Here is a 12,520-nt window from a genome sequence, read left to right on the forward strand (position 1 = left end):
AATTAACATGAACAACCTGAGCAAATTACATCATCATCATTTAATTATCGACTAGCCCTCAGGTTATTCGCTGAGGGGGTGTGGACCTTTCAGCGCAGACAAAATTGCCAGCCCCGAAAGAGTTCACTCTTCGGGGCTTTTTAATGGCTCTGAAAATAGAATTTGGAAATATACCAATTGAGATAAATAAGTGAGCTACTTTTGGCAGGGGAAAAATGAGTAAATGCAAGGCATAAAATTATATATATAGTTGTTCTACATATAAATTTTATAACGTAGCAGATACTTGTTTTAACCAGCGAAAATGCGCAGGTATTTATTTCATTTGGTATTAGATATAACAATTTGGAACAAAAAATTTAAGGTTCTGACAAGCAATAACAGATATCTTAATACAACACTTATTGAGTAGGAATGAACATGAGCAGTGCAGACAACAATAGACTAAGAATCGCAATTCAAAAATCAGGTCGTTTAAGTGACGAATCACAAAGTTTATTTAAACAATGTGGTATGAAACTTAACCTTGCAGAACGTCGATTACTTGCTCATGTAGCCAATATGGATGTTGATATTATGTTGGTGCGCAGCTCAGATATCCCAGGACTTGTTATGGATGGTGTTTGTGACTTAGGTATTGTTGGTGATAACACCTTAGAAGAGCACGCCCTTGACCGTCAATTAACTGACGAAAATTCTGAATATGAAAAAATTTGCTCACTTAATTTTGGCGGCTGTCGATTATCAATAGCATTGCCGGAAGAATTTGAATATAAGGGTATTCCTTCACTCGACGGTTTAAGATTAGCGACGACGTATCCGCGTTTACTAAATCGCTTCGCTAGCGAAAACAATATCAAGTTTGAATTTTGTAAGTTAAATGGATCAGTTGAAGTTGCACCTCGCGTCGGTTTAGCTGACGGTATTTGTGATTTAGTTTCAACCGGTACCACATTAGAAGCAAACGGTTTAAAAGAAGTTGAAGTCATTTACCAATCTAAGGCGGCGCTAATTAAAGGTCCTGGTAAACTCAATGCTGGCAAGCAAGCAATTATTGATATGTTATTGCCGCGTATCAATGGCGTATTAAAAGCTAAAGAAAGTAAATATATCATGTTGCACGCGCCAACCGATAAGCTTGAACAAGTCATTAATTTACTGCCAGGTAGTGAGAAACCAACGGTACTGCCATTAGCAGGATTAGACGATAGAGTTGCGGTGCACATGGTTAGCACTGAAACCATTTTCTGGGAAACTATGGAACAGTTAACTGAACTGGGTTGTAACTCAATTTTAGTTTTACCAATTGAAAAGATGATGGGGTAAGCAATGATTGTTTGGTCACAACTGTCACAACAACAGCAAACTGAAACTCTAGCTCGTCCAGCAATTGCCGATAATGAGCAACTAAGTTCTACAGTAAGCGCCATAATCGATAAGATCAAAAGACAAGGCGATACTGCCCTGCTCTCATACACAGAAAAGTTTGATAAAGTGAAACTCGATAGCTTGCAACTTGCCGACAAAGCTGTGGTTAATGCCACCGCTCGTTTATCGGCAGAGCGCAAACTTGCCATTCAAACTGCTTATGGTCAAATTGAGCGTTTTCACAGTGCGCAAAAACAGCAAGATATCGTTGTTGAAACTATGCCAGGGGTTACCTGTACACTAAAAACAGAAAGTATTGAAAGTGTCGGTTTGTATATTCCTGCAGGCACTGCGCCATTACCATCGACCGTGTTGATGTTAGGCGTGCCAGCAAAACTTGCCGGTTGTAAACGCACAGTGTTAGTTTGCCCGCCAAATGAAAATGGCAGCATCAGTGATGAAATTATCTACGCTGCTAAACTTTGTCAAATTGGCGAAATTTACACCATAGGTGGTGCTCAAGCTGTAGCTGCGTTAGCGATTGGCACCGAAACAATAAAGCCAGTGAACAAGGTATTTGGTCCAGGCAATCGTTTTGTAACCGAAGCGAAACGTCAGTTAAGTCAAAACATTCCTGGCTTTGCGATTGATATGCCGGCCGGTCCTTCTGAGTTATTGGTTATTGCCGATAACAGCGCCAATCCAGCCTTTGTTGCAGCCGATTTGTTGTCACAAGCAGAGCACGGTACTGACTCGCAAGTTATCTTATTAACCGATAACGAAACCACAGCAGAACAAGTACAACAACAACTTGATCAACAAGTTGAATTATTATCTCGTAAAGAAATTGCCAAACAAGCACTAACACAGAGCCGTATTATCGTTTGTGACAATTTAGAACAAGCGGCAACTGTTTCTAATCTATATGGTCCAGAGCATTTAAGCATCCAAGTTGAAGATACCGAAGCACTGCTTAAAACATTGCGTAATGCCGGTTCTATATTTGTCGGTAATTACTCACCTGAGTCGGCTGGTGATTATGCTTCTGGAACAAATCACGTATTACCAACCTATGGTTATTCAAAAGTATTGTCATCATTGTCCCTTGCTGATTTTTCGAGACGTTATACGATCCAAGAATTAACCAAGCAAGGCTTGCAAGCATTAGCACCGACCATTATTGAATTAACCGATGCGGAAGGCTTAGATGCCCACCAACGTGCGGTAACGATTCGTTTGGAGCAAGAGTCATGAGTGCAAACGTGAACATTGACCTGATCTCAAAATTAGTTCGCCCGGATGTTCGTGAAATGATCCCGTATCAATCAGCCAGACGTGAACAATCAGGCGGCAGTTGTTGGTTAAACGCCAATGAAGCCGGCGGTAACAATGCCCAACAAGTTAATTTAGAAAACTTAAATCGTTATCCTGACTTTCAACCAACGGCGCTGATTCAGGCCTACGCAAGTTTTGCCAAGGTAAATACTAATCAAGTACTTGCCACGCGCGGCGCAGATGAAGGGATTGAAGTTCTGATCAGAACTTTTTGCGAAAGTGAGAAAGATAACATTATTATCTGTCCTCCGACTTACGGTATGTATGCGATCAGTGCCAAAGGCCACAACTGTAATGTTTTATCGATTCCTCTTTTAGAAAACTTGCAACTCGATTTAAAGTCTTTAACCGATCACAAAGATAACGCTAAAATCGTATTTATTTGCTCGCCAAATAACCCGACCGGCGATGTAATTGCACGCGATGATATTATTAAAACATTGGAGTTGTTTAAAGACTCAGCTCTAGTTGTGGTAGACGAAGCTTATATTGAATTTTGCCCAGAGTTTACATTTGCATCGCTGATAAACCAATACCCAAATTTAGTGGTACTACGAACATTATCAAAAGCCTTTGCCCTTGCCGGTTTACGGTGTGGTTTTACTTTAGCGAACGAATATATCATTGCGATGATGAGTAAAATTATTGCTCCTTATCCAATATCAAACCCGGTCGCTCAAATCGCTACAACGGCATTGACCGAGCAATTAACGCTGATGCAACAGCGCGTTGATTCAACCATTGAGCTAAGAACACAAATTAATGATTTTTTAGATTCGCAACCATGGCTGATAAAGCGATACAGCTCTAAGACTAATTATGTATTGTTTAACGCCCAAAATGCGCTAGAGTTATTTAATGCTTTGGTCGAGCGAGGTGTATTAATTCGCAATCAATCAAGCCAACTTAGTTTAGAAAATTGCCTTCGAGTGAGTATCGGTAGCAAACAAGAATTAGTTGAATTTAAGCAAGCGGTTAATGATTATAATCAATCTATCGCCAATCCCCCTTCTACAACATCAAAGCAGTAACAGGTTAATCGACATGAATAATATCCCAAAAAACTCCGACATTTTATTTATTGACCGTGATGGTACCTTAATAGAAGAGCCAATCAGTGATAAACAAGTAGATAGCCTTGAAAAGTTAGTCTTTGAGCCGAACGTCATTCCAGTATTACTTAAATTACAAAGTGCCGGCTACAAGCTCGTTATCGTTTCCAATCAAGATGGTTTAGGTACGGACAGTTACCCGCAACAAGATTTTGATATTCCTCATGACAAAATGCTCGAGCTATTCAATTCCCAAGGTGTACAGTTTGCCGATCAGCTTATTTGCCCGCATTTTGATCAAGATAATTGTAACTGTAGAAAGCCAAAGCTTGGTTTAGTCAGCGACTATTTACAACAAGGTAAAATCAATTTTGCCAATTCATTTGTTATCGGCGACAGAGAAACTGATATTCAATTGGCGCAAAACATGGCGCTTACTGGCATCAAGTATGACCGCCAGACATTGAACTGGAACGATATTGCCGACAAATTACTACTTAATCCTCGCCAAGCAACCGTGACTCGCACGACCAAAGAAACCGATATTAAGATCAGTGTAAATCTCGATGTTGCCGGTAAAAGTAACATCAGTACTGGCCTCGGATTTTTCGATCACATGCTTGATCAAATTGCCACTCACGGACAGTTTTCCCTTGAATGTCTTGTAGACGGCGATTTGCATATTGACGATCATCACAGCGTTGAAGACACAGCTCTTGCCATTGGTGAAGCATTACGAGAGGCACTTGGTAATAAACTTGGCATAAATCGTTTTGGTTTTGTCTTGCCAATGGATGAATGCAAAGCAGAATGTAGCATCGACCTTTCTGGCCGCGCACATATCGAGTTTAATAGTGAATTTACCGACAATCGTGTTGGCGAAATGAGCACTCAAATGGTACAACATTTCTTTAAATCTCTAAGTGACGCAATGGCGATCACATTACACTTGTCGACTACAAAAGGTAATTGCCATCACCAAGTCGAGAGTTTATTTAAAGTGTTTGGCCGTGCATTAGGACAAGCAATAAAGGTAACCGGTGACCAATTACCAAGTTCAAAGGGCATGCTTTAATGTCGAAGAAAAGTGAATATAAAAATCAAAAGAATGCTGATGGCCTGATCATTGATACCGGTTGTGCGAATATTAGCTCGCTTAAGTTTGCGCTCGAACGACTCGGTTATAAGATTGCGGTCAGTAGTGATATCGAAGATATCAAAGCAGCAAAAAAAGTATTCTTGCCCGGTGTCGGCTCAGCCGAATTTGCCATGAAAGGCATTTTAGATCGAAGTTTAGCTGAGGTTATTGTCAGTTTAGAGCAACCTGTTCTCGGTATATGTTTAGGCATGCAGCTGATGACTAATCACTCTGTAGAAAATGACGTCGATACGACATGTCTTGGTTTAATCGATACCAACATTGCTAAAATTGAAGGCCAAAATAAAAGTTCTAGCGAAGGTAAGAGCGAAGGTAAAAACCTGCGCTTACCACATATGGGGTGGAATACATTACACAACATTACCCCGTCGCCGTTATTTAGAGATTTGACCGACAAGGATTACTTCTATTTTGTGCACACCTATTGCGCACCTAAATCAGATTATTCGCTAGCCCTTTGTCGCTACGGCCAAGAATTTAGTGCCAGCATAAACCAAGGTAACTTTTACGGAGTACAGTTTCACCCCGAGCGTTCAGGCAAGGCCGGTGCAACACTATTAAAGAATTTTATGGAGTATTGTTTATGATCATCCCCGCGATTGATTTGATCAACGGAAAAATCGTTCGTCTTTACCAAGGTGATTACGGTCAAAAAACCGAATACCCATTAAGCCCTGAAGAAGTGGCTGCAAGCTATTTTGAGCAAGGCGCAAAAGTGCTGCACTTAGTTGACCTTGATGGCGCTAAAGATGCTGATGCTCGTCAAACCAAACGCTTAAAAGAGATCATCTCGCAAGCATCAATGCCTGTGCAAGTTGGCGGCGGCGTGCGCTGTCAAAAAGATGTCGATACCCTATTAGAAATTGGTGCTAGCAAAGTCGTTATTGGTTCGTTAGCGATTAAGCAAGCGGAGCTGGTAAAGGGCTGGATGCAAGAGTACGGCAAAGACAAAATAGTGTTAGCGCTCGATGTGCAAATTAACGACAAAGGCGAAAAATTAATGCCGACCCACGGCTGGATTGAGCAAAGCGATGTGAGTTTAGAACAACTTATCGAGTTTTATGGCGCGCAAAACATTGCCCAAGTATTGTGTACTGATATCTCTAAAGACGGCACATTAACTGGTTCAAATGTTTCTTTGTATAAAGAAATGAAGCAGAAATTTCCAACGATATTTTGGCAAGCATCCGGGGGCATTGGTAGCTTAGATGATATTGCCAACGTTGCTCGCTCTGGTGCCGATGGTATTATTTTAGGCCGCGCTTTATTGGAAGGTAAATTTAACGTCAAGGAGGCTATCTCATGCTGGCAAGACGCATAATACCTTGTTTAGATGTTCGTGATGGCGTTGTCGTTAAAGGCGTGCAATTTCGCGATCACGAAGTTATTGGTGATATCGTTCCTCTAGCAAAACGCTACGCCGAAGAAGGCGCTGATGAGTTAGTATTTTATGATATTACCGCCAGTTCAGATGGCCGAACCGTTGATAAAAGTTGGGTTGAACGTATCGCACGTGTCATTGATATACCGTTTTGTGTCGCTGGTGGTATTAAAACCATTGAAGACGCGCAAAAAATGTTAATGATGGGCGCTGATAAAATATCGATTAACTCCCCTGCTTTAGCCAATCCTCAGTTAATCAGTGATTTAACCCGTCAATTTGGTCAGCAATGTGTGGTGGTAGGTATCGACTCGTTTTTTGACGAAAACACGCAGCAGTATCAGGTATACCAGTTTACTGGTGATGAAACTAAATCGGCGAAAACCCGTTGGCAAACGAAGGACTGGGTAGAAGAAGTCCAACAACGTGGCGCCGGCGAGATAGTATTAAATGTCATGAATCAAGATGGTGTTCGCCAAGGTTATGATATTGAACAACTTGCTATGGTTCGTGAGGTTTGCAACATTCCACTCATTGCCTCAGGCGGTGCAGGAACGATGCAGCACTTTAAAGATGTTTACCAACAGGCCGATGTTGATGGCGCCCTAGCGGCGAGTGTATTCCACAAAGGAATCATTGATATTCAAGAGTTAAAACAATATCTTAGAAACAATGATATTGCGATGCGTCGTTAATTCACTGGATTTACAACTTATTGCCAGTAACGTTAAGCAAACAAATAGAAATTAATCGAGAAAATTATGATAGTAACAAATGACAATATCGCCGAGTTAGCGTGGCAAAAAATGGATAACTTGCTGCCAGCTATTATTCAACACAGCGATACTGGCGCAGTATTAATGCAAGGCTACATGAACCAAGAGGCTTTGACAGCAACGCTCAACTCTTCAAAGGCAACCTTCTTTTCTCGTTCAAAGCAGCGACTTTGGGTTAAAGGTGAAAGCTCTGGAAACTTCCTGAACGTCTTACAAGTGCTTTCTGACTGCGATCAAGATGCATTGTTGATCAGCGCTAGGCCACAAGGACCAACCTGTCATTTAGGCACTAATTCTTGTTTTCCTGAAGAAGTATTCAATCAAAAGAATTTTTTAGGCTACCTTGAGCACGTTATCGAAACTCGTAAAGATGATAAGCCTGAAGAAAGCTATACCGCACACTTGCTTAGCCGAGGCACCGCTCGTGTTGCGCAAAAAGTTGGTGAAGAAGGTGTTGAAGTAGCGCTTGCCGCGGCAACCAATCAAAAAGATGAATTTATTGGCGAATGCGCCGACTTGTTTTATCACACCTTAGTATTACTTGCCGATCAAGGTGTTGATATGAATACTGTGATGGCGAAATTACAAGAACGTCACAAATAACTCTAAGCTTTAACAAGCCAAAGGAATATAAATGACCATTGAATGGCAAACCAAACGTTTTGATGAACTATCAAATGATGAGCTTTACGATTTATTAAAGTTAAGAATTGATGTCTTTGTCGTCGAACAAACTTGCTATTATTCCGACTTAGATGATTTAGACCGAGCTGACGGTGTCCTGCACCTACTTGGCAAAATTAACAACGAAATCGTCGCATACTTACGCATATTGCCACAAGGTGTTCATTATGATGACTACGTGGCAATTGGCAGAGTATTAACTCGGGAGGATGTGAGAAATAAAGGCTATGGTCACCCACTAATGGCGGAAGCAATTTCACTGTGTAAGCAACGATACCCTAAGGCCGATATAAAAATATCGGCCCAACAACATTTAGAAAAATTTTATGAAAAGCATGGTTTTGTCTCCGTATCTGATATGTACCTAGAAGATGACATACCGCATATCGCTATGCTTCGAGCGGTTAACAGTAATTAACAGCTAAAAAATAATAATGGTAGTCACACTTAACTAATTCCTTTTAACTAATTCCTTTTAACTAGTCACCTTCAATTAGTCGCATTGCTTAGTTTCTTTGCTTTCTATCATTGCAAGCATGCCAGTATTATTGGAGTACAAATCAAAGTAGCTGCCTTCCTCAACGTTTGAAAAATCAGGTACTGACAATAAAAACTCATCAACGCCATTCATCGCTAGCAGCTCTCTATTTTCGTCGCAAAACTTAATAAACCACATGTCTTTTTGTCGAATTAAACGCCCTTGAGTTACTGCCGAAGCGAGTAAACTATCTTGCTGTGCTTGTAAGTCTTGATTGGCCGTACGCAGTTGCTGTGCCACTTGTAAATTAAACTGCTCTAATTTAAGTTCGCTAGCGTCAGCAACAATGGTGGTAAAGGTAAATTCTGGTTTGCTTGATAATGGTGCTTCAGGTAACGAGTGCGACGTTTTAACTTTGTCTTTAAGCTCTTCTGCATATAACTCAACGGTATTAGATGCGCTAACAGGCGCAGGATTAATAAGCTCAATTTGCTGCTTTAATTGTGAAAACAATGGCACGGAAACCACTACAAAAACCGCCATCAATAGCGCCGCTTTCACAAAACTAAACTGTTTATACTTATCCGCAATCTCGCCATGCTGCGCTATGCTTTCTATATTGCGCTTTACCGACAAATTGACTTCATCGCTTACGTCGACAGCAGATTTTCGAGTTTGATATAGCTTTGATAACTTTTGATCAAAGGGATCTTTATTATCAATCATTTAAATGCTCCAAATGGCGTTTAAAGTAGTTACGAGCGTATCGTAATCTTGATTTAATGGTTTCATTTTGCTCCCCGCAAATCGAAGCAATTTCGGCAATGCTAAAGCCATCTTGTTGCAATACAAATGCTTCTCGCTGCAAAAACGGCAATTGCTCTAATAACAGGTTAAATCTTTGCTGCAAATTGTCCTGCTGGTCAATAGCATTCGCGGGGTCACTCGAGATTAATTCACTTTCAAGTTGATCCATTTCAACCGTATCATACTGCCAACGCTGCAACCGTCTTAGTTCATCAACAAGAGTGTTACGTGCGATACGATACAACCACGCTTTAAACATCGTCTGAGCGGTAAAATACTGACGTTTATCGATCACTTTAAGCCAGGTAGATTGCACTACATCTTCGGCTAAATTCTTATCGCTTTGAGTCAATAAAAAGTGATAGATGTCATGGTTATGCTTATCAACCAATTGGCATAACCATTTGTTATTTCCAGATGCACTATAGCGCCGCATTAACTGCTCTGAGTTAAGCCCTGGATTTAACCAACCTTTCATCATAGATGGTAATTTAACCAATAGTACTAGCCTTACTAATTATTATTTTGAAAATGCGCTAACACATTGTATGTTAGCGCCATTGTAACCACTATTGATAGCAGTTAACTAGCTTGATCAATATTAAAATCTAGTTGTACCGTTAAATTTTCTTGTTTGATCGGTTCACCGTCAATAAATTTCGCCTTGTACTTCCATTTTTTCAGCGCTTTAATCGCTTCTTTATTAAAGATCCGCTTAGGTTGAGCTGCGATCACTTTTACATCACTTACCGAACCGCTTTTAGTTATTGAAAAACTTAATTGCACCCAGCCTTGTTTGCCATCACGTAATGCGACGCTTGGATATTTAGGTGCCACTCTCACAAGAGGTCTAGCATCTCTATCAACTGCGCCGCCAATGCTTAACGTTTCAACAGAAGCTCCTGTCTCAATAATGCCTGGAATCGTTACCTCAAAGCCCCCTGGCGTAGTTTCAGTTGGCACAATCTCAGTAGGTGGCGCTTTAGTGATCATTTCTGGCGGTGGTGGTAGTTTTTGCTGCTTAGGTGTTACATCCGAATCTTTTCTAGCTTCGACAAATTCAATTACTTGAAAGTCATCAGGTTCTACTATAGCCGAGCCGGACGGCGCAACTAACGACGCCATAAACGCAAAGATGGCAAAACATACAGCACTTGTAACAAGGGTTAAATTTATGAATTTCAACATATTCTTTCCTATTTATTTCACTTGGTATAACAATCCAATTGTCATTAGTAAAACGTGTGGGAAAAGAAAAAGGGGTTAAATTAATTTATTTTATTTTATTTTTTAGTGGTTACAGACTAGTTATTTGGGCGGGGAAAAATTAGGTAAGGTTACTTTTTACCAAAAGACAATCGAACGATTAATCCAATTTGGCGTACAGTTTTTCCCTGTTCTATTTTAGCTTTGTACTTCCATCGACCAAGAGCGTCAATAGCGGCTTGTTCAAAAATACCTTTTGGTTTAGAGTCAACCACATGAATGTTTTCAATCTCTCCGAAACGATTGACATCAAATGACAGCTTTACCCAGCCTTTAAGTTTTTCGCGAGCAGCTTTTACAGGATAGACAGGTAAGGTCCTAAACACAGGAACTGCGTCACTATCTTTTAAAAAATTAGGATCGAATTCTATCGTACTCGAACTAACATCAACCTCGACTTCAGGTAAGTTAAATTGCTTAAAATCTGCAGTAGTGTTTTGTTGCTCACTCTTAGTTGATGTAATGATTGATGGTTTTTTAGGGGCCACTTCGGGTGGCTCTAACACACGATTAGAGCGTTCGATCTTGCTATCATCCGGCTCAGTAATAATCGTAACAATTGCCCAAGGCTCTACCTCTTCGATATAAACTTCATCGGTGGCAACCAAGGTCGCCATAATTGCAAACAGTGCAAATGAAATCAATGCACCGAGTATAATAGGGATAATAAATTTCAATTATGCTCCTGTAATAACGCAGTGTTATTAATGAATCGTATAAATTGCTTTGCCAATTACTTACTTTGGCATATATTAAAAAGCAACAACAATATCAGAGACTTATATATATGACTTCAAGTTTAGCAGTAACTGGATTTTATGCCGCAATTTTAGCCATTCTTTTTATCGCCTTAACCTTTATGGTGATAAAGCAACGGAAATCGCAAAAAGTAGGCCTTGGTGTTGATGGTGATGACAACTTATTAAAGGCCGTGCGCATTCATGGCAACTTTACTGAGTTCGTACCTATGGCGTTAATTTTACTTGCAGCCTGTGAACTTAATGGCAGTTCGACCACCTTTTTACATACTATCGGTGGCGCGCTTGTTACCTGTCGTTTTCTTCACGCAATAGGTTTAACAAAATCTAGAAACACCAGCTGGCAACGTTTTGTTAGTGTACTCGGTACTATGATCATTATCTTGGTGTTAGCTATCACTAATATAATTAATATGCTTTAGAACAGCTGCTACACAATAAACCGCAATACAAAAAAGACGACAAACCTTTAGACACAAAAAAGCCCTGATAATTCCTTATCAGGGCTTTTTCACATATTTAGTCAAGGATTAAGCTAATTGCTCGGCTAGCTGTTCACTTACTGTTTCAACCGCTTGTGTGCCGTCAATAGTAATGTATTTACAGTTACCTGCGCCAGCTTCAGCTTTATAGTAATCAACTAAAGGCTTAGTTTGCTCGTGGTAAATACCTAAACGTTTACGAACCGTTGATTCTTCATCATCAGGGCGAATCGCAAGGTCTTCACCAGTGTCATCATCTTTACCTTCAACCTTTGGTGGGTTGTAAACTAAATGGTAAACGCGGCCAGAACCTGGGTGAACACGACGGCCGCCCATACGTTCAACAATCACTTCATCAGCTACGTCAAACTCAATTACAGAGTCAACGTCAACGCCGTTGTCTTTCATTGCATCAGCTTGAGGTATCGTGCGAGGGAAACCATCAAGAAGGAAACCACCTTTACAGTCATCTTGAGCGATACGCTCTTTTACTAAACCAATAATTAGCTCATCTGAAACTAATTGACCAGCATCCATAACTTGCTTAGCCTGCTTGCCTAGTTCAGTACCTGCTTTGATTGCTGCACGAAGCATATCACCAGTAGAAATCTGTGGGATGCCAAATTTAGCCATCAAGAATTGAGCTTGAGTACCCTTACCGGCACCTGGAGCACCTAATAAAATAATGCGCATATAGAAAGACCCTATAAAGTCGTCGTAATAATGATTATAAAAAAGCTAATGATACTTGTTGCTATCATTGCAGACAAGTCATTAACGATAAATGTTAGACAATTTATTCACAAATTTACATATAAATTAAGTTAGACATTAGTCTTAACCATCTTAGCCGAACTTTTCCAATTTCATCATGACATCTTGCATCGATATTTATACCTGTAATTAATGTATATTTTTCTCTTGTTCTAAATTGTACCGAGTTTTGCTTTTCCCCAATAATAACTTGTTTGTTG

The 12,520-nt window shown here is 40.2% G+C and carries 15 protein-coding genes; 10 read left to right on the forward strand and 5 right to left on the reverse strand.

Annotation, left to right across the window (positions count from 1 at the left end; genetic code table 11):
- The first annotated feature begins 420 nt into the window (after positions 1-420).
- The 9 genes from hisG to LT090_RS10600 all read left to right on the forward strand — a co-directional run bounded on the left by hisG (position 421) and on the right by LT090_RS10600 (position 8,173).
- Positions 421-1,326: an ATP phosphoribosyltransferase gene (gene hisG, locus LT090_RS10560; RefSeq protein ID WP_068547134.1), complete on the forward strand. Its 906-nt coding sequence runs from the start codon at positions 421-423 to the stop codon at positions 1,324-1,326.
- 3 nt (positions 1,327-1,329) lie between these two features.
- Positions 1,330-2,622 carry a histidinol dehydrogenase gene (gene hisD, locus LT090_RS10565; protein WP_068547135.1) on the forward strand — a complete coding sequence of 431 codons (1,293 nt, stop codon included), beginning with the start codon at positions 1,330-1,332 and terminating at the stop codon, positions 2,620-2,622.
- Positions 2,619-3,734: a histidinol-phosphate transaminase gene (hisC, locus tag LT090_RS10570; RefSeq protein WP_068547136.1), complete on the forward strand. Its 1,116-nt coding sequence runs from the start codon at positions 2,619-2,621 to the stop codon at positions 3,732-3,734. The genes hisD and hisC overlap by 4 nt, the downstream gene beginning before the upstream one ends.
- A 13-nt stretch (positions 3,735-3,747) precedes the next feature.
- The gene (hisB, locus tag LT090_RS10575) at positions 3,748-4,830 is read left to right on the forward strand and encodes a bifunctional histidinol-phosphatase/imidazoleglycerol-phosphate dehydratase HisB (RefSeq protein ID WP_068547137.1); all 1,083 of its coding nucleotides are present in this window, start codon (positions 3,748-3,750) and stop codon (positions 4,828-4,830) included.
- Positions 4,830-5,501 (forward strand): imidazole glycerol phosphate synthase subunit HisH, encoded by a 672-nt coding sequence (gene hisH / locus LT090_RS10580; protein WP_068547138.1) that lies wholly within the window; start codon positions 4,830-4,832, stop codon positions 5,499-5,501. The genes hisB and hisH overlap by 1 nt, the downstream gene beginning before the upstream one ends.
- Entirely contained in the window at positions 5,498-6,235 is a 738-nt protein-coding gene (hisA, locus tag LT090_RS10585) for a 1-(5-phosphoribosyl)-5-[(5-phosphoribosylamino)methylideneamino]imidazole-4-carboxamide isomerase (protein WP_068547139.1), read from the forward strand. Before hisH ends, hisA begins: the two co-directional genes overlap by 4 nt.
- Positions 6,217-6,990 (forward strand): imidazole glycerol phosphate synthase subunit HisF, encoded by a 774-nt coding sequence (gene hisF, locus LT090_RS10590; RefSeq protein ID WP_068547140.1) that lies wholly within the window; start codon positions 6,217-6,219, stop codon positions 6,988-6,990. Before hisA ends, hisF begins: the two co-directional genes overlap by 19 nt.
- Positions 6,991-7,056: 66 nt before the next feature.
- A complete protein-coding gene (gene hisIE / locus LT090_RS10595; RefSeq protein ID WP_068547141.1) occupies positions 7,057-7,674 on the forward strand; it encodes a bifunctional phosphoribosyl-AMP cyclohydrolase/phosphoribosyl-ATP diphosphatase HisIE in 618 nt (205 codons plus the stop codon).
- Between the two features lie 31 nt (positions 7,675-7,705).
- Complete coding sequence (locus LT090_RS10600; protein WP_068547142.1) at positions 7,706-8,173, forward strand: GNAT family N-acetyltransferase; 468 nt, start codon at positions 7,706-7,708, stop codon at positions 8,171-8,173.
- 75 nt (positions 8,174-8,248) lie between these two features.
- Here the strand turns inward: LT090_RS10600 and LT090_RS10605 are convergent, their stop codons facing one another.
- From LT090_RS10605 to LT090_RS10620, 4 genes are all read right to left on the reverse strand, one after another.
- The gene (locus LT090_RS10605; RefSeq protein ID WP_068547143.1) at positions 8,249-8,959 is read right to left on the reverse strand and encodes a hypothetical protein; all 711 of its coding nucleotides are present in this window, start codon (positions 8,957-8,959) and stop codon (positions 8,249-8,251) included.
- Positions 8,952-9,539: a sigma-70 family RNA polymerase sigma factor gene (locus tag LT090_RS10610; RefSeq protein WP_226996467.1), complete on the reverse strand. Its 588-nt coding sequence runs from the start codon at positions 9,537-9,539 to the stop codon at positions 8,952-8,954. The genes LT090_RS10605 and LT090_RS10610 overlap by 8 nt, the downstream gene beginning before the upstream one ends.
- Before the next feature lie 83 nt (positions 9,540-9,622).
- Positions 9,623-10,228 carry an energy transducer TonB gene (locus LT090_RS10615; RefSeq protein ID WP_068547144.1) on the reverse strand — a complete coding sequence of 202 codons (606 nt, stop codon included), beginning with the start codon at positions 10,226-10,228 and terminating at the stop codon, positions 9,623-9,625.
- Positions 10,229-10,377: 149 nt separating this feature from the next.
- Entirely contained in the window at positions 10,378-10,983 is a 606-nt protein-coding gene (locus LT090_RS10620) for an energy transducer TonB (RefSeq protein WP_068547145.1), read from the reverse strand.
- A gap of 110 nt (positions 10,984-11,093) precedes the next feature.
- Between LT090_RS10620 and LT090_RS10625 the strand changes: the two genes are divergently transcribed.
- Complete coding sequence (locus LT090_RS10625; RefSeq protein WP_068547146.1) at positions 11,094-11,486, forward strand: MAPEG family protein; 393 nt, start codon at positions 11,094-11,096, stop codon at positions 11,484-11,486.
- A 108-nt stretch (positions 11,487-11,594) separates the two neighbouring features.
- Here LT090_RS10625 and adk read toward each other — a convergent pair whose 3' ends face one another.
- Positions 11,595-12,239, reverse strand: a complete 645-nt coding sequence (gene adk / locus LT090_RS10630; RefSeq protein ID WP_068547147.1) for an adenylate kinase — start codon at positions 12,237-12,239, stop codon at positions 11,595-11,597.
- Positions 12,240-12,520 lie beyond the last annotated feature (281 nt).

Source organism: Thalassotalea crassostreae (assembly GCF_001831495.1).
In the GTDB taxonomy this organism is placed as follows: domain Bacteria; phylum Pseudomonadota; class Gammaproteobacteria; order Enterobacterales; family Alteromonadaceae; genus Thalassotalea_A; species Thalassotalea_A crassostreae.

What these genes read in the sequence shown, in the direction of transcription:
- LT090_RS10600 (WP_068547142.1), top strand. Translation starts at nt 7,706, where the DNA reads ATGACCATTGAATGGCAAACCAAACGTTTTGATGAACTATCAAATGAT.
- LT090_RS10625 (WP_068547146.1), top strand. Translation starts at nt 11,094, where the DNA reads ATGACTTCAAGTTTAGCAGTAACTGGATTTTATGCCGCAATTTTAGCC.
- hisIE (WP_068547141.1), top strand. Translation starts at nt 7,057, where the DNA reads ATGATAGTAACAAATGACAATATCGCCGAGTTAGCGTGGCAAAAAATG.
- hisG (WP_068547134.1), top strand. Translation starts at nt 421, where the DNA reads ATGAGCAGTGCAGACAACAATAGACTAAGAATCGCAATTCAAAAATCA.
- LT090_RS10605 (WP_068547143.1), bottom strand. Translation starts at nt 8,959, where the DNA reads ATGATTGATAATAAAGATCCCTTTGATCAAAAGTTATCAAAGCTATAT.
- hisB (WP_068547137.1), top strand. Translation starts at nt 3,748, where the DNA reads ATGAATAATATCCCAAAAAACTCCGACATTTTATTTATTGACCGTGAT.
- hisC (WP_068547136.1), top strand. Translation starts at nt 2,619, where the DNA reads ATGAGTGCAAACGTGAACATTGACCTGATCTCAAAATTAGTTCGCCCG.
- adk (WP_068547147.1), bottom strand. Translation starts at nt 12,239, where the DNA reads ATGCGCATTATTTTATTAGGTGCTCCAGGTGCCGGTAAGGGTACTCAA.
- hisD (WP_068547135.1), top strand. Translation starts at nt 1,330, where the DNA reads ATGATTGTTTGGTCACAACTGTCACAACAACAGCAAACTGAAACTCTA.
- hisA (WP_068547139.1), top strand. Translation starts at nt 5,498, where the DNA reads ATGATCATCCCCGCGATTGATTTGATCAACGGAAAAATCGTTCGTCTT.
- LT090_RS10615 (WP_068547144.1), bottom strand. Translation starts at nt 10,228, where the DNA reads ATGTTGAAATTCATAAATTTAACCCTTGTTACAAGTGCTGTATGTTTT.
- hisF (WP_068547140.1), top strand. Translation starts at nt 6,217, where the DNA reads ATGCTGGCAAGACGCATAATACCTTGTTTAGATGTTCGTGATGGCGTT.
- hisH (WP_068547138.1), top strand. Translation starts at nt 4,830, where the DNA reads ATGTCGAAGAAAAGTGAATATAAAAATCAAAAGAATGCTGATGGCCTG.